The following is a 24609-nucleotide window of genomic DNA, read 5'->3' as shown; positions in this document are numbered from 1 at the left end:
TCAGGAAATTTCGATGTTGAGAACCGTCCCGCTACGAATTTAGAAAGACTGACTTTTAGCATAAAAAATAACCGTTCAGGCGGGTAAAATGGCAGTTGAGGTAGGCTGGTTTGTCAAATGAGTACGGAATAGCTAATTTCCAACCGGACAATTAGAGGAGTGTCCGATGATCTCGTGTCGTTAGCACTCCAAAGGTTGAATTCTTACCCTGTACCACTAGAAAAATGCTTCAAAAAGCACTTATGAAAAGACTGGTCTATCTGTCAGCGTTGCTCTTTTCGTTCCTTGTCTCTTTTCATTCAGTCAAAGCATCCCACCAAATGGGAGTTGACTTGACTTACGAATGTATCAACGCATGTACCATACGAGTACACTTGCGTGCCTACCGGGACTGCACCGGCTCCAATTCGATTTCCAATGCAATCACTTTCACGTCCCAGACACCGGGTTGCGGGCAACCGTCCCCAGTAACGGGCTGGTCCCCACAGGCAACACAGGAGGTGACTCCGTTGTGCCCCGGTGCGAGCACGCGCTGCACCACACCTGGCGCTACGATCAATGGTGTGCAGGAGTTTTATTGGTTTCGAGACTATAACATTTGCAACGTCCCCAACTGTATTTTCACGATTTCGTGGTCGGGATGTTGCCGAAACCCTGCCATTACTTCCTTGAGCAATGCTGGCAGCCAGAGTATCACAACAAATGCTACTACCCTCAATACCAACATTGTTCCTTGCAATAGCTCGCCACAATTTGTCAATCCACCTGTTCCTTATATCTGCGCAGGACAGCCCTACACCTTTAACCAAGGTGCATTTGACCCAGAAGGCGACTCCTTGGTTTATTCGCTAGGACCGTGCTACAACTCCGGTACCACACAAGTCACTTACGCGCCCGGTTATTCGCTTGCAGCACCGCTCGGGCCATCTTGGAATATCACGATCAACTCCGCCACGGGTGACATCGTTGTGACGCCGACTCCAGGAAACGTGGTCGTGGGTGTGTTTTGCGTTTACGTGCAGGAATATCGCAACGGCGTGTTGATCAATACGATTGTCCGCGATATTCAAATGACGGTTTTGAATTGCCCGGCCAACAATTTGCCGACGGTCAACAACCCGACCAACATCAGCGGCGGATCTGCCAACGGCTTTACGATCACCACATGTGTCAATAGCAACCTCTGCTTCAACTTGCAGACTGCCGACCCCAACAACACGCAGGTCGTCACGACTTGGTGGAGCATGAATATCCCCGGTGCAACCTTCACGCAGTTGGGTAATCCTAGTGTAACGGATACGATTGTCGGAACGGCCGGCAACCCGCCAACAGCGGTATTCTGCTGGACACCTACAGCGACGGGCACTTATACATTTTTGATGACGACCACCGATGATGCCTGCCCGATCATTGGGTCGAATCAGTTCACGGTCCAAATCATCGTGGGCAACCTTGAAGGCACAGCCAATATTTTCAACAACGGTTGTGGGACAGTAACGTTATGCGCGGATTCACTTACGGGCATAGCCCCGTTCCAGTTTTCATGGACTGGCGGTGGAAACATCGGCAATAACCCGCAGGCACAAGACTCCTGTGTGACCCACACCTATCCGGCGACGGGCACTTACGATTGGATTTTGACGATCACAGATGCCAATGGTTGCAACGGTGCAGACACCGGGCAAGTATCTGTTTTTGTGGGTGTTTACCCTGATGCCGGTCCCGATGTTGATTTCTGCAGCGGCGGTTCGGCTTCTTTGGGAGGAACGCCTGTTTCCAACTACACTTATTCTTGGTCGCCGACGACCGGCTTGTCCAATCCTACCGCCTCGCAGACGACGGTGACGTTGACGAATTCCACCTTACTTCCGCAGACATATACTTATCTCCAAACGGCGACAGACAACCAAACAAGTTGTTCGTCGATCGATACGGTGATTGTAACGGTTTGGCCACCGATGAACGTGACTACCTCTTCTGTGATTACCAGCTGTTTTGGCGGAAACGACGGTTCAGCGACGGTGAATATCACCGGCGGGATGTCTCCTTACAGTTATTTCTGGAACGGTGCTGCCAACAATCAGACGACGCCAACGGCGACCAACCTCGCCGCGGGCACGTATTCGGTTGGCATCGTGGACAGTGCCGGATGTACAGCCTCCACGACGGTGCAAGTTTCGCAGCCATCACAAGTATCGGTGATCGCTGGCGCATTCCCTGCGAGCTGCTTTGGCGGCAACGACGGACGTGTAACTGCGAATGCTTCCGGCGGAACGGGACCTTATACCTACCAATGGCAGCCGATTAACCAGTCTGGCCCCAATATTTTCAACCTCTCGGCAGGCGCCTATCAGGTGATCGCTACGGATGCAAATGGTTGTACAGCAACTGCTTCGGCCACGATCACACAGCCATCTCAATTGACTGCTGTCGTCACCAGTACGCCAACATCCTGTGCGCTGAATATTCCAAACGGTACGGCAGGCGTCACAGCTGCGGGCGGTACCCCAGGTTATATCTATTTGTGGAGCGACTTGAACGCGCAGACCACTTCGCTTGCAACCGGTTTGGATGCTGGAACCTATACCGTGACCGTGACGGACGCAAACGGCTGCTCCGTCGTCAATACAACGACAGTCGGAAATATTCCGCCACCTACGGTCACCGTCGGCCCTGATGTTTCCTTCTGCGAAGGTGAAGGCGGCACTGGCATTCAGGCATTTGCAGCAAGCGGCACGCCGGGCTATTGGTACACATGGTGGTGTGCCTCTGGCAACTGCGGTCTTTCAAATATCAATTCGCCCAACCCAAATGCCAATCCGACGACGACACAGTATTATTATGTGCAAGTCACGGATACCAATGGTTGCTTGAGCAATATCGATTCTCTCTTGGTGACCGTTCTTCCAAAGCCAATTGTGGATGCTGGGCCTGATTTGTGGCTCTGCGGGGATTCTGCTCCTTGCCAGATCTTGACACCGACGATTTCTGGTGCCACCGGTCCCTATACATTTAACTGGTTCCAAGCTGCCGGACTGAACAGCACGACGATCATGAATCCATGCGCCCGTCCTGATACGACCACGGCTTATACACTTGTCGTGACAGCTGGCAATGGATGTACAAGTGACTATACCACCACCGATACATTGTCTACGGTTGTCGTTCATGTGAATCCAATTCCAGTGGCAGATGCCGGTCCTGACAGAGACATCTGCGAGGGTGATTCCGTCGAGCTTGAAGGCATGGGTTTTGGCGCGGGCCCTGCCTATTCCTACGAATGGTCACCTGGCACAGGGCTTTCTACCGTTACGGATCCCAATCCAATGGCGGGACCTCCGATTACAACCACCTATACGTTGGTTGTATTCAGCAACAATTGCCCGAGTTATGGAGATCAAGTGGTGGTCAATGTCCACACCAATCCGACGGTCGATGCAGGCCCTGACAGGGAAATGTGTTTGGGAGAGGATGTGATGTTGGATGCGCAAGCAGGTGGAGACTCTACTGCCACATACAGCTATCTCTGGACGCCTGATGTCAATATCTCCAGCCAGACGGTTGAGGATCCAACTGTAAATCCGATCATGACCACCACCTATTATGTCCAAGCGATCACCAACTATGGTTGCGAAAGTCCAATGGATAGCGTTCTGGTCAGTTTACTTTCGACGCCGATCGCAGATGCAGGGGACAACATCACGATTTGCTATGGTAATGAAGCACAACTGAATGGCAGCTATGCATTTACAACCACCGATCCTGCCAGCCCCAATGACATCTTCTTTGACTGGACACCGGGTGGCACTTTGAGCAGTACGACGATTTTGGATCCGATTGCGCATCCGTTGAACTCTGGCTATTACCATCTGACGGTTTACACGGGCCTTTGCCGGACCGAAGACTCCGTTTTTGTGACGGTAATTCCTGAAATTGCAATGCAACTCGAAGCAGACACCGCAACGGTTTGTGATGGAACCCCATCCACATTGACGGTAACGTCAGCATTGACGGGTGTCACCTACAATTGGTCTCCTAGCACCGGGCTTTCATCTACGACAGGAGAAGTCGTTGTGGCAACTCCGGGCAGCACCACCACTTACACCGTCTTCGGCAGTGTAGGTGGATGCGCAGACACTGCATCGGTGACGATCAGCGTACTGCCAATGCCTGACATGGGTTACTTGAGCTCCCGCGATCATGGTTGCGCACCACATGCGATGAGCTTCACCCAGGCAACCGGAAACGCCGTTGCCTACACATGGAACTTTGGCGACGGTTCGCCAGTGAGTAACCTTCCGACCCCAAGTCACATCTATGAGGCTCCAGGCACTTACAATGTGACCTTGACCGCAGCAGCCCCAGGTGGTTGCGAAGCTTCCATCAGCACGATCAACGTGGTAGTTGCCGAACCTCCGGTTGCCGCGTTCACCTCTGATCCATGGTGCCCCGTTCAGTTGTCGTTGCCCAATACGCAAGTCAATTTCATCAACGAGTCCCAAAATGGCGTCAGCTACAATTGGGATTTCTCCGACGGATTCACCTCTCAGGAGCTGAACCCTACCCATTCCTTCACTGGAATTGGCGAATTCATGGTGACATTGACGGTTACCAACGCTGAAGGATGCGTATCGGAAGTGGTGCATGGCCCGTACATGATTGTCACCCCTGATCTGTTCATTCCTAACGTGTTTAGTCCTAACGATGACGGCATCAACGACATCTTCCAAGTGAATTATACAGGTTCACAGCCCTTTACCGTTCAAATTTTTGACCGCTGGGGTGTGAAAGTGTATGAAAGCTTGAACAAAGTTCAGGGCTGGAATGGCAAAACCTTGGATGACCAAGATGCGAACGACGGTGTCTATTTTTACTTGGTGAAAATCGCTGACAAAGAGTACAATGGTCCCGTGACCTTGGTACGCTAATCAGATAATTTTGTATTCAAAGAAAAGCCCGGCTTCGTAGTCGGGCTTTTCTTTTGAACTGTATGCAAACAAGTCTTATCCCCATTTGGAGAGAATCCCTCCGCTGGCAAACAAGGCATCCACGCGCTTTGTGACTTTTGGATCTTCGACCAACGGTGGCGCATGGTGCGGCTTGATCCGTGCATCGATGACCAATGGACCCTTGCAGCCCCAGTGCTTGAAGACTGTCGAACTATGGGCCCCGTAAATGTCATGCGAAGGATTGGAACGCGTAAATGTTACCCAAAGGAAGTTGTTGATTTTGGCTGCAGCAAATTCAGCATCATCGACCATCACGACCATCGGGAGCGCATCCGGCCAATTTGCATTCTCCAGATAACGACATAGCCTTTCCGCATCGGCTTGCGCCGTCGAGACATCCTTGAAGGCTGGCGAGTTGACCACCACGATCCCCGGAAGGGCGATTTTGGGCCTCGAGAAGCCTTTTGGCAAGGTCGCCATGGATTCTGGCAATTCTTTGGCGAGACTGCGAATCGGTTCGCCGGCAGCAGCCATCACCACTTTGGAACCTTCATTGAATCCCGAACCCGAATAATCCAAGGTATCAATTGTGGTGCGGGTCTGGAAATGCAAATCCCGTGTCCAGTCGATTCTTTGGAGAAGGTGCTGAATGAAGGCTGGAATGTCGTGAATATCAGGTGCCGGACTGTCTTCCCCGGCGACGATCATCAGGTATTTTGCCAGCGAGGCCTGGTTGAAACCCAAAATCGCATTCGCAATCGTCAGGATTTCTTGTGGTTTGCGCTTCGAATAGGGGACGTACCGCTCCGAACCCACTGCAAGCAAAAGCGGGTGTACGCCGGCGGCATCGACGGCGTGCATCGCGCGCAAGCCCGCAATTTCCGTTGGAACAACCGGTTCGGTGATCTCGTGGATCAGGTGGCCAAAGCTCGTGTCCTCTTGCGGCGGCCGTCCAACGACGGTAAACGGCCAAATCGCATCCTTGCGGTGGTAAACCTTCTCGACCTTCATCACCGGAAATTGATGCTGAAGGCTGTAGTAGCCCAAGTGATCTCCAAACGGACCTTCGGGTTTGGTGAATTCCGTGATCGTTCCGGTAATGCAAAAGTCGGCCAATGCGCTGATCGTATGGCCGTCAGCCTTCTTGTATTTCCAGCTCCGTCCGCCAAGCATACCGGCAAACATCACTTCCGCCAAACCCTCGGGCAACGGCATGACAGCTGCGAAGGTATGGGAGGGAGGACCCCCGACAAAAATGCTGACCTTCAAAGGTTTGCCTGCAGCAAGCGCCTTCGAATGGTGTACGCCGATGCCGCGGTGAATTTGATAGTGCAAGCCCAATTCTTGATTCGGAACATAATCATTTCCCGAAATTTGGACGCGGTACATACCCAGGTTGCTCTTCATCCGTCCCGGTTTTTCCGGATCCTCTGAGTAGACTTGGGGCAAGGTGATGAAAGCCCCACCATCCATCGGCCACGATTGGATTTGTGGCAATTTGTCCAACGTCGTTTCGCCATACATCACTGGCGCCGAAAACCACTTTTTCCGAGGCAGCGCATGGATGCCAGCCATCGGCAGATCCCAATATTTGAAAGGATTTTTCAGGAAGGCAGGCGGATTCGCTTTGAGTTCCATGACCTTTTGCATGCGCGCGAGCGTGTCGCGAAACATAAAATGGCTGCGTTCGATCGTCCCGAAGAGGTTGGCTACTGCTGGAAACGGGCTTCCTTTGACATTTTCAAACAAAAGCGCCGGTCCTTTTGCCTCATAAATGCGCCGTTGCACTTCGGCAATTTCAAGATAGGGGTCCATCTCGGCCTTGATACGCACCAGATGTCCGTGGCGCTCAAGGTCTTGTACACATTGTTGCAGGCTGCGGTATCCCAAAGTCCTATTCTTTTGTTCTAAAACCCCATGCCCTCTCAATTGTTGGCATTCGGATGCAATATCGTCGTTGCGGTGTGAATTTTCCGGGAAGAATTGAATTTGATGCTTGTGGAGCCCGTTCCCGGCAAACCCATGACCTCCTTTCCCTTCGAATTCGTCAGGTACTTGCCGCTGACGTCAGGATTATCGCCATTCCCCGTGGAAAATCTGCCATTGAACCTGCAATTGCCAAATCTCCATCAAGGTCACGTATGTTTGCATCACAAAGGCATCCATTCTGCTGCTGACCTTTACGCAAGGTTCCCGGATGCCCATCCCTTCGCACATCAACAATGTGCGTCCGCTCCAAAATTTGAATGAATTCAAACCCAAAGGAGCATTTCTAATTTTTCATTTCTAATTTCTCATTCACAATGATGAATAGAATTTCAGCAGTAGAACTCACACTGCCCAATCCGCATGCGATTCCGGTAAAAGTCTTCGCCAATGCCGATGTCAAAGTCGAAAAAGCCGCGGTGGACGAACTCAGCGGTTTGCTCGAATTGCAAGAAACCGTTGAGCGTATTGCCGCAGTGGAGCCGGATTTCTTCGATTGCACCAATCCCGGCATTGTGGAGATCGCGGTAACGCCCGATTTTCACAAGGGAGCAGGCATTCCCATTGGAACCGTGCTCAAAACCAGAGGTTTCATGACGCCGCAGGCCATTGGCCGGGACGTCAATTGCGGCATGCGTCTGATGCTCACCGACTGGACCGTCGACGAAGTTCGCGCCAATTTGCCCGCTTTGGAACAGCGTATCCGCCATGTTTTCTTCGAAGGTGCCCGCGAAATTCCTTTGCACCCGCTGCAAAAGCAGGCTTTGCTCCGTGAAGGTTTGCCCGGACTGGTGGAAACCTCCGGAATGTTGGGCGAGCAAGGAATTTGGAAGCATTTTCGGAAGGAGGAGCAATGGAAAGCGCTCGATCAAGTCAGTGAAAATGGCCAAATGTTTGCAAATGGCATTTCCGAAGGCCTCTCCAATTACACGGCGCATACCGACCCGCGCTACGATGCGCAAATCGGTTCGATCGGTGGTGGAAACCACTTCGTTGAGGTGCAGGAGGTCAAGTCGATCCTCGATTCGACGACGGCCTACCAATGGGGACTCAAGCCCGGCGCGGTCGTTGTGATGATTCACACCGGATCTGTCAGCATCGGCTATCCGGCCTCGGGGTACGCAGAAATGTTGCTTCGCGAAATCTATCCGAAGACTTTGAGCCTCCCCAAGAATGGTATTTTACCGCTGCCAACGAGCGAAAAGTACCGTCCCGCATTCGAAGCTGTGCAGATGGCACTCGCCAATGCCGCGAATTTTGCCTACGCCAACCGCTTGTTTCTGAGCATGATGCTGCGGCGCGTGCTGGAAGAAGCCCTCGGCGACCGCGAATTCAAGTTGTTGTGGGACTCGGGTCACAATTTGGTCTGGAATGCCGGAAACGATGAATTCCTGCATCGCAAAGGCGCTACGCCTGCGCGTGGCATGGAGGCGATGGCGGGCACGCCCTTTGCCTACACCGGTGAACCGGTGCTGATTCCGGGCTCCATGGGTGCTTCGAGCTTCATCCTCCGCGGCAACGGCGCCGCCGGTTCGATGCAGAGTGCAAGCCACGGAGCCGGTCGGGCAATGTCGCGTGGGCAAGCCATGAAAGCCACCGAATTGGAGTTTCAGCGTTTTATGGAGCATTTCAAGATCATCACACCGATCGATCCGAAATCGCCCCAAATGCGTGGACGCCAAGACATCCGGCAGAAATGGGAGGAGCACTTAAAGCAAGAAGCCCCGTGGGCATTCAAGGAAATCGCTCCCGTGATCGACACGCAAACCGAGGCAGGCCTCGTCGGTGCCGTCGCCGAATTGACACCGATTTTTACCATCAAAGGCTGATTGAGGCAATGAAGGGCCGTGAAGAAACTGGGTTTCTTTGCGGCCTTGTTTTTTTGACAATGAGCACATACATAGCAAAAAGCTAATAAAAATGAATTAATTGCTTTTTAATTTGGTTATTTGATTTTATATTTGGGAAAAAGAAGAGAAGATTTGTGGCGAGATATGATTTGTCGGCAAGTGAAGGTGGATGCATTTTTCAGTTTGAAAGCATCGGGCCCAATGGGATAGTGAAAAAGCGAATTGAATTCCAGCGAATTGACCCAGGTGAAGGGAAATTACCCTCGGTCAATTTTCAACTTTTTAATTTAGCGTACGGGGACTTATTGGAGGAAGCAGGTGAGTTCGATGATTTTGCAGTTTCGAATAATGGAGATTCAGAAATGGTTCTTGCAACTGTCGCTAGTGCCATTGCTGAATTTCTTGAACATCATCCCGGAGCTCTTGTTTTTTTTGAAGGAAGCACTTCGTCGAGAACAAGGTTGTATAGAATGGCAATCTCGAAACATATTGAACGCTTGTCCGGAGAGTATAAAATTTTAGGGTTGTACTTCGGCAAATGGGAGACGTTTAACCAAAATAGGACGTATGAGGCGTACCTAATTCTTCGAAAATGATGTATCTTAGCATGTCGGTAACGAATTTGAATTTGATGAAAAAGAAATCGAAGCTCAAGGTTGATCCTACGTTGAACCAATACGAAAATGTCGTAAGGTTCCCTGAAAAGTTAGAGCGGGCTAGGAATATCCTTCGGGAACACCCAATTCCGCAGCATCTATTGGAGCGTTGAGTTCGTTCAATGCAACGAGCTTTTTGACAGTTTGTACCAGGAATTCCCCAAATTGCAAACCATGGGAAATTACCGCAACATCCTCAGCGTAGCCAATTTTATCGCCGGCGAATGGCAACACACTGGCGTCGCAACACATGATGTATTCGACAAATACACGGGTGAATTGCTGGCATCCTTGCCTTTGGCGAGTGCGCAGCAAGTCGGGGATGCCATCGCCTGCGCGCACGCGGGGCGCCGAACAATGCAAGGTTGGTCGGCAGGAAAACGAGCCAAAATGTTGCAGACTTTGGCAGATTTACTGGAATCCAAACGGACTGATTTCGTCGATTTGATCGTACGGGAAGCGGGGAAGCCGATCGGCTATGCCCGAACCGAATTGGACCGCGGCGTTGTGACCTTGCGGATGGCGGCTGAAGAGGCAACGCGCTTCGAGGGCGAGGTCGTACCGATGGATTTTGGAATCGGGGAGGGGAAAACGGCATTGACCAAGCGGTTTCCCGTGGGTGTGGTGGCGGGGATTACGCCGTTCAATTTCCCCTTGAATTTGGTTTTGCACAAAGTTGCCCCCGCTCTGGCGGTTGGCTGTCCGATCATTGTGAAGCCTGCACCGCAGGCACCGCTTACTACGATGGCTTTGGCCGCCTTGATTCTCGAAGCAGGTTATCCTCCCGAGGCATTTCAGGCATTGGTCTGCGACAATATCCAAGCCGAGTCCCTCGTACGCGACGAACGGATTGCCATGCTCTCATTCACGGGCAGCGACAAAGTGGGTTGGTTTTTGAAAAGCATTTCCGGGAAGAAAAAGATCGCATTGGAACTTGGCGGCAACGCCGCAGTAATTGTCGACGAAACGGCCGACGTGAACAAGGCTGCCGCCTTGATTTGCACAGGAGCCTACATTTACGCGGGTCAGGTTTGTATCTCAACGCAGCGCATTTATGTCGTTGATTCGGTCAGGGAGGCATTCGAAGCGGCTTTGATTACACATATTTCGCAACTCAAGTCAGGCAATCCGCAAGAGGAGGGCATCCTGAATGGGCCGATCATCGATGCCGGGCATTTGCAACGAATCGCGCTTTGGGTCTCCGAAGCAGTCGAATCCGGCGCAAAAATCCTTGCTGGCGGACATGTTTTGGATGCACATCGCAATTTGTATGCGCCGACATTGTTGACCAACACCGATGCAACGATGAAGGTCAACACCGAGGAGGTCTTCGGGCCCGTTGCGATCCTCGAATCCGTTCCTGATTTTGAAACCGCAATTTCCAAGGTGAATGACAGCCGTTATGGCTTGCAAGTCGGCATATTCACCAACCGCATCGACCGGATGAAATTGGCACACGCGGAATTGGAAGTCGGAGGCATCATCGTCGGTGGCGTCCCCGGATTCCGGATCGACAGCATGCCTTATGGCGGGGTCAAAGATTCGGGATTGGGGCGTGAAGGCCTACGGTACGCGATGGAAGAAATGACCGAAATGCGTTTGCTCGTTTATTGAGCTGCGATCTTTATTGCCCCATCAATTCCAAAATCCGCTTTGCGACGCGACCTGAAGCCCCTGGTTCTCCGAGTTTCTCATGCAATTCCGCGTAGTCGGCTTTGACTTGCGCCTTGCGTTTGGGGTCGTCAAGCAGGCGCCGCAATTCGGCTGCCAAAGCTTCGGGATGCAAATCCTGCTGAATCAGTTCGCGGACCACCTCGCGGTCAAGGATCAGATTGACCAATCCGATAAAGCGCACTTTGATGAGTTTGCGCGCAATCCAGACGCTGAGGCCGTTGGCGGCGTAGCAAATCACCTGCGGCACGCCAAAAAGCGCGGTTTCCAGCGTGGCCGTTCCGGAAGTGACCAAAGCCGCATCGGCGGCGGCGAGCAAATCATAGGTATGCCCAAACAGCACCGGCACATCCGCGTTGCCGATGATCTCCGCATACACCTCCGGCGTGAGCGTGGGCGCACCCGCCACCACAAACCGCGAACGTGGAAACCGGTTTTTGATCGCCAGCATTTGCGGCAACATCCGGCTGATTTCCTGCTTTCGGCTGCCGGGAAGCAGGGCGATCAACCTTTCGTCGGGATCCAATAATTGCCGGCGCGTCTCCTCGGGATGGAATTGCCGACCTGCGATTTCGTCGAGCAGGGGATGACCGCAGTATTCGACCTCGTATCCTTCAGCGGCGTAAAATGGCTTTTCGAAGGGAAGAATGGCAAACAATTTGTCGACCCGCGCTTTGATTTTGTGGATGCGGGACTTCTTCCAGGCCCAGACCGTCGGAGAGATATAATAATAGACTTTGATGCCCCGGGATTTGAACCACTTGGCAATGCGCAAGTTGAAGCCCGGATAGTCGATCAGCACGACCGCATCCGGCTTGAATTCCACAACATCGGCCTTTACCGCTTTGAACAACTGCTTGATTTTGCCAAGATTGGCCAAAACCTGCGTGAAACCCATAAAATTGGTGTCGCGGATGTGCTTGACGAGGGTCATCCCTTGACTTCGCAATCCATCGCCACCTACGCCTCTGAAAATCAAATCAGAACGGTGTTGTTTGAAGCCCAGAAAGAGATTCTTGCCATGCAAGTCTCCGGAGGCTTCGCCCGCGATCACGTAGATTTTCAGGGGATTTGGAGATTCCATTGGTTGAATGCAGCCATTGCATGGTGGGCGGTGAGGTCAAACTGCACGGGGCAAACGCTGACGAATCCATTGTCCAAGGCCCAAGTGTCGGTGTCTTGACCTTCGTCCTCTTGCTTGAATTTGCCGGTGAGCCAGTAATATTTCCGTCCGTAGGGATCGAGCCGTTGGTCAAATTCTTCGACCCAACGTCCGATGGCCTGCCGTGTGATGCGAATGCCTTTGATTTCCGACATCGGCAGTTTGGGAATGTTCACGTTCAGCAAGGTTCCCGCGGGCATGTGGGCGTGCAAGGCCTTCCGAATGATGACTCTTGCAATTTCCTTCGAAGCACTGAAGTCGGCATCGTGGGCGAAGTCGCACAAGCTGAATCCGATGGACGGAATCCCTTCGATCGCACCTTCCATGGCCGCCGACATGGTTCCGGAATACACCACGGAAATCGAATAATTGGCGCCATGGTTGATCCCCGAAATGAGCAAATCCGGCTTCTCGTCCATCAAAACGCCGGTTGCCAACTTCACGCAGTCCGCCGGGGTCCCGGAGCAGGCCCATCCTTTGTGTCCGGGCTCAAATTCCTCTTCCACCAGGCGCAGCGGTTCGCCAATCGTAATCGCATGACCCATACCGCTTTGTGCGCTATCGGGCGCGACGACGATCACTTCGCCAAATTCGCGCGCCACCTGACAAAGTGCCTTGATGCCTTGGGCGGTGATGCCGTCATCGTTGCAAACCAATATTTTCGGAACCTTTTGCATCGCTTTTACTTAGGCGACAAAGATAGAAATTCTCACTTCAGGCGGCGCGCTATTTTCCGTTTGCAGAGGTTTCGTCTTTGAAGGCAACGGAAGCAAAACGGAGAGAACTTTTCCACAAGAACGATAGCGAACAAGCTCTCGGGAGCAGCCAACAACACGATTTGCAGGACGGGGAATGTGGTGCAAATCTGTCAATTCCACGTCAACAATCCCGTTTGTGGAAAACCAACGCATCCTTCAAAGGACTTGAAAACCTATCTTGCGTTCCGTTTTAAGGAAAAATAGTTTCCGATTTTCAATCAACACTGACAAAGCCTTGGCTGTCAGTTTATTCCGCAAAGGATCGCGTTTATGAAACGATTCAATCTCTTGCTTGTGACGCAAGAAAGTAGCCTACGGGAAACCGTATTGAAGGTGCTTTCGAAAGTCTACAAGAGCAATTTTGTATTCGAAGTTACCTCTCTTGAGGAGGCGACACGGTTGCTTTCCAAACTCAGTATTGACATTCTGATGGTGGACCTTGACGGCGAGAAGTCGGATCTTGTTGCCTTGAGTGGTCTTTTGCCACATTTGCAAATCATGGGAATCAGTGCCAATCCCAACCGCACCAACGCCAACATCGATCCCATGCGGCATCAAATTTTTGAGAAACGAGACTTTGCGGCATCCTTTCTTGCAGAATTGAAGGACCTCAAAAAGGCTCCGTTAACGTCTACAGCGCCGATTCGCCGCAAAACATTGCAAGCACCCGCTGAATCGGATGATTTTAAGGATTTTTCAAAATTATCGGCATCGGTCAACACGAAGCGCTGATTTTCATCATTCAACGATTTCCCCGTTTTATCGCCTTTTGATCGCCAAAGGCCTCATTTCACATTCTGAGGCGGATTGTTGGGCGAATGAACTTCCAAGAACCTGCAAGTAACCTTCCAATGTTTTCAGCGTTAAAATGACAGGCTTTTCAATTCTGCGTTGAAAGCCCTAACTTGATCGCTGATCGATTTTTGAAGAAAAAATGCCAAGAATTCACCGACTGTTTCTACTGATTTGCTTGCTCGTGTCCAGCAATTTGTTGTTTGCACAGCAAAAAGTCTGGATTTTTTTCCGTGACAAAGGACCTGAACAGTCCAAATGGGCTCAAAATCCAGAGAGCTATTTGTCTCCGAAATCATTGGAGCGCCGGGTTACACTGGGTATCCAACCCAATGCCATCGATTGGCCGGTGAGCAATACCTATAAGGCTCAATTGCAGAATGCTGGCATTCAGGTACATGCATCTTCCCGGTGGATCAATGCCGTGAGCGTCATGACGGACAAAAGCCTCAAGGACTTGCAGGAGATTTGTCCAGCCATTGCTGCGATGCAGCCGGTCGCCAAATTCACCAACAGCCGCTACGAAGGTTTTGTAGATGGTTCGGCTGCGGGCAAAACCGGCGGATCCAACATCGACTATGGACAGGCGCAATTTCAGATTGAGCAATTGAATTTGAGCTGTTTACACCAACAAGGCAAAACGGGGCGTGATGTTTTGATTGCCGTGTTTGACGCTGGATTTTTGAATGCAGATACGATTCCAGCATTCGATTCGCTTTGGATTCAAGGGCGTCTGCTGACGTACTACGATTTTGTGAACCATGACACGACCATTTTTGACGAAAACAACCATGGGATGAATGTGATGAGCACGATCGTCGCCAACCTTCCCGGCACGATGGTCGGTAGTGCGCCCCATGCAAAATTGGCCTTGGCCCGCACCGAAAATGTCGGTTCTGAGACCAATCAAGAAGAAGACAATTGGATGATGGCTGTGGAATGGGCGGATTCGTTGGGTGCAGATATGATTCAAAGCAGCTTGGGGTACACGCTTTTTGACAGCGGATCTGTGAGCTATTCCTATGCAGATCTTGACGGAAACACCACGATTGTGAGCCGGGCAGCCGATCTTGCTGCCTCACGCGGAATTTTGGTCGTCAACAGTGCTGGAAATGAAGGCAATAGCCCATGGCACCATATATCGGCTCCTTGCGATGCAGACAGCATTTTGTGTGTGGGAGCGGTGGACTTTTTTGGCGCCTCTGCCGGTTTTTCGGGAGTTGGACCAAGCGCTGACGGGCAGGTAAAGCCTGATGTTTGTGCACTTGGCGTGTTTACCGCCGTGATTGGCAACAGTGGGCAAGTCGCGAATTCCAGTGGAACGAGCTTTTCCGCACCGTTGATGGCCGGCTTTGCCGCATGCTTGATGGGCGCGCATCCGCAACGCAGCAACATGGAAGTGATCCGTGCGATTCGGGAGAGCGCAAGCCAATTTGCCAATCCCGATACCTTGTTGGGATATGGCATTCCGGATGCCTGCAAGGCCGATTCCATCCTCACTGTTTGGGATTCTTTGGGCGTGTCGGTTGCGGCACCGCTTGCGGAGGTTGCAGCCATCAATGTTTTCCCAAATCCGGCCGGGGATGTGCTCGTCCTGGAAAATAGGAAGCCTGAAAATCCGGTCACGAAGGTGGAGATCGTCACCGTTGATGGGAAAACCGCGATGGAATTTGAAAAGGGAGATTTGGGGAATTCGGGACGTATGCAATTGCAAATCAAGCGGCTTGCTGCTGGAACGTACATTTTGCGTATCACCATGCGCGACGGAAATGCCCAAACAACAAGGTTCATTCGCAACTAATCCATTTGCCCAATGAGTTTTCAAACAGAATTCAGCCGTGGAATCAAAGCGTACAGCGAAGCGCACACGGTGATTTTTAAGTACAAACTCACCAAATACCTGATTATTCCAGCCATTGTGACCGTGATTTATTCCGGCCTGTTTTTTTGGTTGGCATCGTCGGTTGCTGGCAGTATTTCGACGGATGCAGAATCTTATCCTTGGTGGCTGAGTTGGATGGGCTCGGCGATCAAATGGTTCATGAAAACCGTTTATTGGGTCGCGGTGGCCGCATTTTTCTTCATCAGCATCAAATATGTGGTACAGGTGGTTTTGGCTCCGATCCTCAGCAATTTGAGTGTCGCCGTCGAAAAGAAAGTCCTGGGACTGGAAACGCCGGAAATCACCTGGAAGGAAGCGATTCAGGACATCGGTCGCTCCCTTTTGTTGGCCATTCGCAATTCCATTCACGAATTTTTCACCTGCCTTGCCCTTGGCTTGCTTCCCGGCGTCGGGCAAATCGCTTCGATCGCCGTTTCCAGCTATTTCTACGGATTTGGGTACATGGACTACGTGATGGAACGCAAACGGATGACGATCAAGCAATCGGTCGCATTTTGTCGTCAACACAAAGGCCTCGCCATCGGATTGGGTGTGGTCATGTATTTTTTGATGCTCATTCCAATTGTTGGATGGGCGTTTGCGCCGACCTACGCTACCGTAGCGGCAACGTTGGAAACACTTCGCATTTTGAAGGAAACCAACACGGGTCAACAGGAGGACGTTTTCTCCGGTAGGTCTTCGAATCCCATCACAGCATAAACTAGAAAATGAAAACCACGCGCTTTTTCACCCAATATTGTCTTCTGTTGGTCCTTTTGTTGGCGGGGAATCTGGTCGGATTTTCGCAGGCAGCGCCGCGCAAAGTGACATTTTCCAAGTTTACCACCACCGAAAATGTCGATCAATACAGCAAGGGCATCACAGGCTTGCTTTTTAAGTATGATGTCACTTTCAATTGGGAAGAAACGGATTTTTTCAAGCAGCGGTTTGACCTTGCCTTTCGTTTGGAACAAAACGGCGTCGTGGTTTTGCGTTCCGAAAACATGAAAAGTTCGGAGACAAGCATTTCCACGTCCTCTGAAACGATCGGTGGTAAAAGGGGCATGGCCGCCCGCGGCGCATCCTTGTTTGTGCCATATTTGGAGATCCCACTGGAAAGCGGCACCCAAAAGGCGGATTTGATCTTTTCCCTTTCCAACAGCGAAGGCTCTTACACCGATTGCTTCAAAACAAGCATCAGTTGGCAGCACAAGAAGATTGTCAGACATTCTCTCAACGATCAAGTCTTTGATTTCAAGAATCTTACGGTGGACTACGATGCCAAGGATTTCATGACCGAGCAGGCAGGTTTGGCATTGAGTTCAGACATTGGATTCAAATATGGTCCTGAAGATTGTATCGAATCGTCTTACCAATTGGCATGCGTCATCCGATCAGGTGGCAAACAGGTTTTCGATTCGAAAACTGCAGCCAACAGCGACCAAACCCGTTCCGTGTCTTTGGAAATGATCGAAGGCAAACCCGGCAGCAAAGTCAGGTTTTTTGTGAATTACCATGCTTTGAAAATGGATGGTCCCGCCGAGGCGGAGGTCGCGTTTATTCTGATCGGTGCCGAAGGCGGCCCCAAGGAGATTTTTTCCAAAAAGATGCTGCTTGAAGTGCCCGTCAAATACAATTACGATGAGCAGCAATTCACGCTTCAAAAAGTCGAAGTGATTCCGACCACGGTGGATGGTGTGCAAGGAATCAGCGTCCATTACGCTTGTGCATTCAAATACACGACGATTTTGCGCAATCCGGAGAAGGGGAAATATTATTTCTACCTCGCCTTGTTGGATGCCAATGGCAAATTGGCCATTGATCCTGCACGTGCGCCCAAAAATGTTTCGGGAACCACCCACCTATTGGATGGCCAATTGCCTAGCGCCACCAATACCGTCGCACGTGGCAGCCTTTTTATACCTTATTATATGCTCACGGCGCCGGCAGGAGCTGGAAATTTGAAGTATGCCTTGATGGTTAGCGACATCAGCCTTGGAACAAAATTCCCTGTTGTCGGGCAAGGAACGGTTGCGGTCAACAAGCCCGAAGAACAGAAATATTGGGTTGCCTTGGAGCAACTGGACATGATTGACGCCAACTACGATGCCGAGTTCATTCCACCCGGCAGCCGCCTCCCCGAACTTCAGTACCTGCTCTGTATCGGCGAGGATGCTTTTTTTGAAAGCGAATACAACCGTAACAGTCTCAGTGCAATACCCGGCAGTGTGATGCTACGCATTTGCAAAGGGGACAAAATCAGCATGAAACTGTACGACATTGACAGCGGTTTCTTCAACAACAGCGATATGCAAGGCAAATGGGACTTGGAGTACGCTGGAAAAACCAGCCCGTTTTTGTACGAAGTCCACAATCAAGGCCAAGTCATCAACCTTCGGATCAAGATAGAAAAGCGTTGATGGGAATGGAGGACTGAGGCCCAAGGGCAAACAGAAAACCCATGAAGCTATAAAAATCGCAGCTTGGAAGTGCTTCGGAAATTGGCCTGCTTCCTGCTTTGTAACAATTCGGGGAATTCGCGTTAGGTTGAAAAATGAGTTTGAAAATGCAACGACTTTTCCTCCTGATCATTCTGCTGTTTGCTGGATTCCAAGGCTTTTCCCAATCCGTTACGCCGTTGGTTGCGACGGATACCAAGGCACTGCTGAACGTCGTCGTGACTGATTTTAACGCCAAGCCGCGTGCCGCGGAGACGATTTTCTTTGAAAGCAGCAACTCAGGCAAAAGTATTTCCCGCAAAACCGACGCCACTGGAAAATTCCAAGTCCTGCTGCCCAAGGGCGACATCTACAAAATCAAATACCAAGGATTTTTGGACCAAAAGGAATCGAGCACCATCGAAGTTCCCGATCAGCCGGGCATCATGGAGGCAACGCTTTCGGTGGAAATGGAGGACGAATCGAATGAAGTTTATGAACTCGACGTTCACTTCGAGACCGCCAAATCGGCCATCAAACCGGAATCCTACGGCGTGCTCGACGACCTTGTCGCGGCCATGGACCGCCTGAAATCCTCCAAAATCGAACTCGCCGGCCATACCGACAGCGACGGCAGTGCCGACGCCAATCTCCAACTCTCGCGCGACCGCGCAGCAGCCGTGCGCGACTACTTGACGCAACACGGCATCGCGGCCAACCGCATTCAAACGGTAGGGTACGGAGAAACGAAGCCCGTTGCAAGCAACGACACAGAGCCCGGCAAAGCCAAAAATCGCCGAACGGAAGTGCGGGTGGTGGAATGAGCAGTCGATAATAGCAGCTTCATTCGACTATTTGCAATGGCTTTTCTACTTCATCATCTCCCGAAACTCCACCTCTGTGCCGCCAAACACGTTCAGGTCGACGTCGCCTTCGATGCCGCTGACGCGGCCGTGGTGCGAATGTTGCCAGAAAGTCCAGCTTTTCCAGCCGGGCGATTCGCTCGGCCACAGCAAAGTAAGGTCCACGACCCAGAGCGGGTACCGCGCGAGCTTGCCGTCGAGGTAGCTGCGCGCATAATGCGGGAGCGTGTACACGAGCGGACGCATGCCCGTGGCATTTTCGACGGTTTCCAGCCATTCCAAAGCTTCCCTCCGAATTGCGGCTGCGGTCACTTCATCCGTGACTTCCAGGTCGAGAACCGGCGGCAAATCGCCTTTTGACCATTTCACTTGTTTCAGGAAATGTTCTGCCTGCGCCTTCCCGTCCTGCGCGGGACGGAAAAAATGGTAGGCTCCCCGCGCAATGCCTTTTTCCCTTGCTTCATCCCAATTCACCGCGAAATAGGGATCCACATAGTCTGTCCCCTCCGTCGCCTTGATAAAGGCAAAGCGGATGCCAGCCTGCTTGACCTTCGCCCATTCGATCTTGCCTTGGTAGCGTGAAACGTCAATCCCGCGAATGGAAAACCGGTTGTACCAGAGCCAATATCCGCCTGCAGCAATTCCTGCAAATACCAACAGCACCAAGAACCACCGTCCACCGTTGCTGCCGTTTTTTGCCATTTCTCAGTACTTCTTGCGGTAATTCCAGACGGCCAACCCATTGATGACCAAGGCATAAATGACCATTTTCCAGAACAGGACCTGAATTTCCGCCCAGCCTGCGCCTTTGAGAATCACCATCCGGTTCACGGACACAAAATAGGCTACAGGGTTGAAGTCCGTGATGCGTTGCGCCCAAATCGGCATGCTTTCGATGGGCGTGAAAAGCCCGCTCATCAGCATGAAAATGGCCATGAAAAACCAAGCAAAAAACAAGGCTTGCTGTTGCGTATCGGTCATCGTGGAGATGAACAATCCGATTCCCATGACCACAAAGAGGAAAACCATCGCAAAAACGAAGACCCAAACCGGGCTTCCCAAAACAGGAATGTCAAAAGCGAGGATGCCCGCTCCGAGGCCCAAAGCCAATTCGAAGAGACCGAGCAACCAAAACGGCAGCATTTTCCCGATCACAAATTCGTATTTGCGCAACGGCGTCACGTTAATTTGCTCAGCAGTACCGATTTCCTTTTCCCGCACGATGTTCATGCCCGTGAGAAACAAGCCGATCATGGTCACCAACAGCACCAAAATGCCGGGCACCATGAAGGTTTTGTAATTGAGGCTGGGATTGAACCAATTGCTGTATTCAATGTTGATTTGCCCGGGCGAACTGATATTGGGAGCCGCACCAAAATCCTTTCGAATGCCTTGGTTGTAGTCCAGAATGATCGAATTCGTATAATTGACGGCGACGCCGGCCTTGACGCCATTGATCGCGCTGATCTTCATGTGCAATGACGACTTTCCGTAACGCAACAGGGAACGCTCAAAACCGGATGGCACTTCGATCACAAGGTCGGTTTGGTCCCGCTCGAGGTTCATGTTGGCGGATTCCACGCTGGGATCGGCAGACATGATCGTGAAATAAGGCGAGGCCTCAATTTTGCCGCGGAGGATGTTGGAAAATTGAGAACCGTCATGGTCCACGAAATGGACGTTGAGGTTCTTGATTTCGTAGGTGGCGGCGTTGGCGAGCACAAGGAGTTGGATCACCGGCATGATGATGATCATGGGCAACATCGCAGGATTCCGGAAAATCTGCAAGAACTCCTTCTGCACCAGAAACTTGATCCGCCTCATGTCATTCGAGCCTCACTCTAAACCGGAAAATACTCACCACGATGAAAAATACCGCCATCCCAAACAAGGCCAAGGACTCGCGCCAAATCGAGAAAAAGCCGGAACCCTTGAGCATGATGTCTTTCACAATGATAATGAACCACTTGGCCGGCAAGATATTGCTGAATACCTGCAGGATCATCGGCATGTTTTCGATCGGGAAAAAGTAGCCCGAAAGCAGAATCGTCGGCAACATCAAAATCGTCAAGGAGAAAAGCATCGCGGTTTGCTGACTGTTGGCGACCGTCGAAATCATGATTCCCATCGCCAATGCAGTCACGACAAACAACAGACATTCGGCCATGAGCAACAAAACACTGCCGTGGATCGGAATTCCGAAAACCAGATTGCTCAACAAAACGATGACGCCCGCATTGATCATGCCCAAACCAAGGTACGGGATGACTTTGCCGACAATGATCACCGTCGGATTGAGCGGCGACACGAGCAAAACTTCCATGGTGCCCAATTCCTTTTCACGCGCCACGGCAATCGAGGTCATGAGCGTCGAAACCATCATCAAAATCATCGTCATGACCCCGGGAACGAAGAGGAAAACCCCTTTGAGTTCCGGATTGTAGGTCATTTGATAGTCGGTTTTGATGGTCAAGGGGAGTTCCCGAATGCCGATTTTCTCCGCTTGCCATCCGCGAATGATCGCTGTGGCATACGAAGTCAGTGCATTGGCTGTATTGGGGTCGGATGCATCGGCAATGATCTGAATATCAGCGCCAGTGCCGCGCCGGAATCCCTCCATGAAATTCGGTCCAAAGACCACCGCAAGTTTTGTGGTACCCTCCCTGAAAATCTGCTCGATCTCCTCCGTCGAATTCAATTCCCGGTCCAGCAAAAAATAGCCAGAGGAAAGTAATTTCTGCGTAATCTGTTGTGTGCCTTCGTCCTTGCTTTGGTCAAACACAACGATTCTTGCGTCCTTGATTTCATTGGTGATGGCAAATCCAAAGAGGATCACCTGCACGACCGGCATCCCGAAAAGGATGAACAGCGTGCGTTTGTCACGGAAAATGTGATAGAATTCTTTTTTGACGAATGTGAAGAAAACGATCATTTTCCGCGTGCCAGTTTTACAAAAACTTCGTCCATGTTTGCGGCATTGTACTGCCTTTTGAGTGCCGCCGGGGTGTCGAGGGCCTCGATTTTGCCGTCGACCATGATGCTGATGCGTTCGCAGTATTCGGCCTCGTCCATGTAGTGGGTGGTGACGAATACAGTGACGCCGCGCTCGGCGGCTTCGTAGATCAGGTCCCAGAATTGACGGCGGGTCAAAGGATCCACGCCGCCGGTGGGCTCGTCCAAAAAGACAATCGCCGGATCGTGGAGCAAGGCCACAGAAAACGCCAATTTTTGCTTCCAACCCAGGGGAAGGTCGGCGACCTTGTCACGCTTCATGTCCAGCAGACCGAGGCGCTCAATGAGCTCGGCACTTTTGCGCTTGCGCTCGGAGTAGCTCAGACCGTAGATGCCGCCATAAAACCGCACGTTTTCCTTGACCGTCAAGTCCTCATACAGCGAAAACCGTTGGCTCATGTAGCCGATGTTGCGTTTGACTTCGTCGCTTTGGGTCATCACGTCAAATCCGGCGACGGTTGCCGAACCGCCCGAAGGCGCCAAAAGTCCGGTGAGCATCTTCATGGCCGTCGTTTTCCCGGCACCATTCGCCCCGAGAAAGCCAAAAATCTCACCGCGCATCACCTCAAAGCTGATGTCGTTGACGGCAACAAAGTCTCCGAATTCCTTCCGGAGTTTGTTGGTGATGATGACGGGATCTCTAGCCATGCAATTTACGGGTGGAAAACTCCATGAAGGCATCCTCGATCGTGGGTGCAATCCGCGAAATGGTCATGCCCGGCAAGCCGTGCGACGACAAATAGGCGGCGATTTCCATCTCCGCAACCGAACTGTCGCGTGTCGCGAGGTGCACGCAATCTCCAAATGCAAAAACCGACCAAGTTTGGTCATAGCTCCGCAATGCCTTCAACAAACTGTACAAAGCGGTGCCTTCCACGCGCCAAAGCGGCTTGGAAAACGTATTGCGAATACCCTCAGGTGTATCAATGCTGAAAATTTCGCCGTCTTGGATCAGGCCCACGCGGTCACAGAGGCTCGCTTCGTCCATATAAGGTGTCGAAACGACGACGGTGATGCCTTGATTGCGCAGTTTCCGGAGGTTTTCCCAGAATTCCTTGCGGGAAACCGGGTCCACACCCGTGGTCGGTTCATCCAAAAAGAGAACCTGAGGCTTGTGAATCAAGGCACAACAGAGCGCGAGTTTCTGCTTCATGCCGCCCGAAAGCTTGCCGGCGCGGCGCTTGCGAAAGGGTTCGAGCAAAACGTAGATGTCTTTGATCAAGCTGAAGTTTCCCACGGATGGTCGTTCCGAAGATGGTCGCGAAGAAATTCAGGTTTTCCTCGACCGTCATGTCGTGGTACAGCGAAAACCTGCCCGGCATATACCCCACCAATTGCCGAATCTGACGATAATCCTTCACCGTATCGAATCCAGCAACCGTGGCATGCCCTTGATCGGGATAAAGCAAAGTGGTTAGAATGCGGAACAAAGTCGATTTCCCGGCACCGTCAGGACCAATCAATCCAAAAAGTTCGCCCTTGGGTACCTCAAACGATACCGAATTCAGGGCTTGGACCTTTTTGTAGGATTTGGAAATCGAATCTACCCGCACCATTATTTTTCGGCGGTTTTTGGGCTTGCGGGGGCGGATTTAGGATCGGCAAACAGCACCTCGCCCGGCATTCCGATTTTCAGTTGACCTTCGTTCATGACCAAAACCTTGAAGGCATACACGAGATTTACGCGTTCCTCCTTGGTTTGGACGATTTTGGGCGTAAACTCTGCCTGATCGGCGATCCAGGTAATGCGACCCGGATAGGAATGATAGCCTTTTTCGCCGTTGTCAATGCGTACGGTGACGGTTTGGCCCACTTTGACACTTGCCAATTGGCTGCCTGAAAGGTAGGCCCGGAGGTAAAGCGAGTCCATCGGGGCGATGCGATAGAGCGGCTTGCCTGGGCCGACGACTTCGGAGGCTTCGGCGAGTTTCACCAACACTTTGCCCTTGATCGGATTGACGATGTGTGAACGTTTGATTTGATCCTGCAAACGCTCTGCCTGAACGTCGATGGCTTCGATTTCATTGACGACGGGAAGATTTTGTGCGGAAATGCTGCGCTTTTGGGTGCTGAGGACTTCCAATTGACCTTTGATGTCATCGAGTTGTTTGGGGGTGGCTGCGCCTGCCTTCACGAGGTTTTCGACACGCAATTTCTCTTTTTCGATGACTTCCATTTGCTGGGTAAGCACGTCCATTTGAGCCACGACATTGGAGGTACGTGAGCCGACAGCACGGCGGCGTGCGCCGAGTTCGTCCATTTGGAGGGACAATTGCGTGGTATCCACGATTCCGATTTCCATCCCGGGCAGCAAATCTTGGCCTTCGTCGACCTGGAATCTGATCAAGCGACCCGCGGTTTCAGCAGAAACAATCACCTCATTGGCCTCGAAGTTTCCGAAGGCATCGGCATTGTTTTTCTCCTTGCCACAACCAAGGAACAGTGTGAGGGTGAGTGTGAGCGCGAGGAAATTTCTCATTGACCAGCGGATTTGCCTTAAATTCCTGTCCTTAGAGAACACCGACTGTTGCCTGATTTTCATTGATTCGAGGTAGTTGCGCGTGCTTTGACATTGTCCATTAGCTGCGCT

At 51.5% G+C, this 24609-nt stretch carries 18 protein-coding genes and 1 pseudogene; 9 read left to right on the top strand and 10 right to left on the bottom strand.

Annotated features, from left to right (window positions below; all coding sequences use genetic code 11):
- Positions 1-320 precede the first annotated feature (320 nt).
- A complete protein-coding gene (locus IPN95_32225; GenBank protein ID MBK9453982.1) occupies positions 321-4928 on the top strand; it encodes a gliding motility-associated C-terminal domain-containing protein in 4608 nt (1535 codons plus the stop codon).
- 75 nt (positions 4929-5003) lie between these two features.
- Here the strand turns inward: IPN95_32225 and IPN95_32220 are convergent, their stop codons facing one another.
- Both IPN95_32220 and IPN95_32215 read right to left on the bottom strand, forming a co-directional pair.
- On the bottom strand, positions 5004-6839 hold the full coding sequence (locus IPN95_32220; GenBank protein MBK9453981.1) for a UbiD family decarboxylase: 1836 nt from the start codon (positions 6837-6839) through the stop codon (positions 5004-5006).
- Positions 6840-7022: 183 nt separating this feature from the next.
- Positions 7023-7205: a hypothetical protein gene (locus tag IPN95_32215; protein MBK9453980.1), complete on the bottom strand. Its 183-nt coding sequence runs from the start codon at positions 7203-7205 to the stop codon at positions 7023-7025.
- A 47-nt stretch (positions 7206-7252) separates the two neighbouring features.
- Here IPN95_32215 and IPN95_32210 point away from each other — a divergent pair, with 47 nt between their 5' ends.
- The 3 genes from IPN95_32210 (at position 7253) to IPN95_32200 (ending at position 11055) form a co-directional block, all read left to right on the top strand.
- A complete protein-coding gene (locus tag IPN95_32210; GenBank protein ID MBK9453979.1) occupies positions 7253-8764 on the top strand; it encodes an RtcB family protein in 1512 nt (503 codons plus the stop codon).
- 155 nt (positions 8765-8919) lie between these two features.
- A complete protein-coding gene (locus tag IPN95_32205; protein MBK9453978.1) occupies positions 8920-9381 on the top strand; it encodes a hypothetical protein in 462 nt (153 codons plus the stop codon).
- Positions 9382-9615: 234 nt separating this feature from the next.
- Complete coding sequence (locus IPN95_32200; GenBank protein MBK9453977.1) at positions 9616-11055, top strand: aldehyde dehydrogenase family protein; 1440 nt, start codon at positions 9616-9618, stop codon at positions 11053-11055.
- 10 nt (positions 11056-11065) lie between these two features.
- Here IPN95_32200 and lpxB read toward each other — a convergent pair whose 3' ends face one another.
- Together lpxB and surE are read right to left on the bottom strand one after the other, a co-directional pair.
- On the bottom strand, positions 11066-12196 hold the full coding sequence (gene lpxB / locus IPN95_32195; protein MBK9453976.1) for a lipid-A-disaccharide synthase: 1131 nt from the start codon (positions 12194-12196) through the stop codon (positions 11066-11068).
- On the bottom strand, positions 12175-12951 hold the full coding sequence (surE, locus tag IPN95_32190) for a 5'/3'-nucleotidase SurE (protein MBK9453975.1): 777 nt from the start codon (positions 12949-12951) through the stop codon (positions 12175-12177). The genes lpxB and surE overlap by 22 nt, the downstream gene beginning before the upstream one ends.
- A gap of 351 nt (positions 12952-13302) precedes the next feature.
- Between surE and IPN95_32185 the strand changes: the two genes are divergently transcribed.
- From IPN95_32185 to IPN95_32165, 5 genes are all read left to right on the top strand, one after another.
- On the top strand, positions 13303-13764 hold the full coding sequence (locus tag IPN95_32185; protein MBK9453974.1) for a hypothetical protein: 462 nt from the start codon (positions 13303-13305) through the stop codon (positions 13762-13764).
- A gap of 202 nt (positions 13765-13966) precedes the next feature.
- Positions 13967-15625 (top strand): S8 family serine peptidase, encoded by a 1659-nt coding sequence (locus tag IPN95_32180; GenBank protein MBK9453973.1) that lies wholly within the window; start codon positions 13967-13969, stop codon positions 15623-15625.
- 12 nt (positions 15626-15637) lie between these two features.
- Positions 15638-16426 carry an EI24 domain-containing protein gene (locus IPN95_32175; GenBank protein MBK9453972.1) on the top strand — a complete coding sequence of 263 codons (789 nt, stop codon included), beginning with the start codon at positions 15638-15640 and terminating at the stop codon, positions 16424-16426.
- 8 nt (positions 16427-16434) lie between these two features.
- Entirely contained in the window at positions 16435-18126 is a 1692-nt protein-coding gene (locus IPN95_32170; GenBank protein MBK9453971.1) for a hypothetical protein, read from the top strand.
- Between the two features lie 134 nt (positions 18127-18260).
- A complete protein-coding gene (locus IPN95_32165; protein MBK9453970.1) occupies positions 18261-18968 on the top strand; it encodes an OmpA family protein in 708 nt (235 codons plus the stop codon).
- Between the two features lie 45 nt (positions 18969-19013).
- On the opposite strand, the gene IPN95_32160 is transcribed toward IPN95_32165, so the two are convergent.
- The 6 genes and pseudogenes from IPN95_32160 to IPN95_32135 all read right to left on the bottom strand — a co-directional run bounded on the left by IPN95_32160 (position 19014) and on the right by IPN95_32135 (position 24498).
- Entirely contained in the window at positions 19014-19709 is a 696-nt protein-coding gene (locus tag IPN95_32160; protein MBK9453969.1) for a glycoside hydrolase family 25 protein, read from the bottom strand.
- Positions 19710-19712: 3 nt separating this feature from the next.
- Entirely contained in the window at positions 19713-20831 is a 1119-nt protein-coding gene (locus IPN95_32155; GenBank protein MBK9453968.1) for an ABC transporter permease, read from the bottom strand.
- Position 20832: 1 nt separating this feature from the next.
- The gene (locus IPN95_32150; GenBank protein MBK9453967.1) at positions 20833-21939 is read right to left on the bottom strand and encodes an ABC transporter permease; all 1107 of its coding nucleotides are present in this window, start codon (positions 21937-21939) and stop codon (positions 20833-20835) included.
- On the bottom strand, positions 21936-22667 hold the full coding sequence (locus tag IPN95_32145; GenBank protein MBK9453966.1) for an ABC transporter ATP-binding protein: 732 nt from the start codon (positions 22665-22667) through the stop codon (positions 21936-21938). Before IPN95_32145 ends, IPN95_32150 begins: the two co-directional genes overlap by 4 nt.
- A pseudogene (locus IPN95_32140) lies at positions 22660-23575 on the bottom strand (ABC transporter ATP-binding protein). The gene IPN95_32145 and the pseudogene IPN95_32140 overlap by 8 nt, the downstream one beginning before the upstream one ends.
- The gene (locus tag IPN95_32135; GenBank protein ID MBK9453965.1) at positions 23575-24498 is read right to left on the bottom strand and encodes an HlyD family efflux transporter periplasmic adaptor subunit; all 924 of its coding nucleotides are present in this window, start codon (positions 24496-24498) and stop codon (positions 23575-23577) included. Before IPN95_32135 ends, IPN95_32140 begins: the two are co-directional and overlap by 1 nt.
- Positions 24499-24609: the final 111 nt, after the last annotated feature.

This window comes from Bacteroidota bacterium (genome assembly GCA_016718825.1).
Lineage (GTDB): Bacteria > Bacteroidota > Bacteroidia > J057 > JADKCL01 > JADKCL01.
The sequence above is the reverse complement of the archived record's forward strand: the minus strand, read 5'-3'. Positions and strand labels throughout refer to the sequence as shown.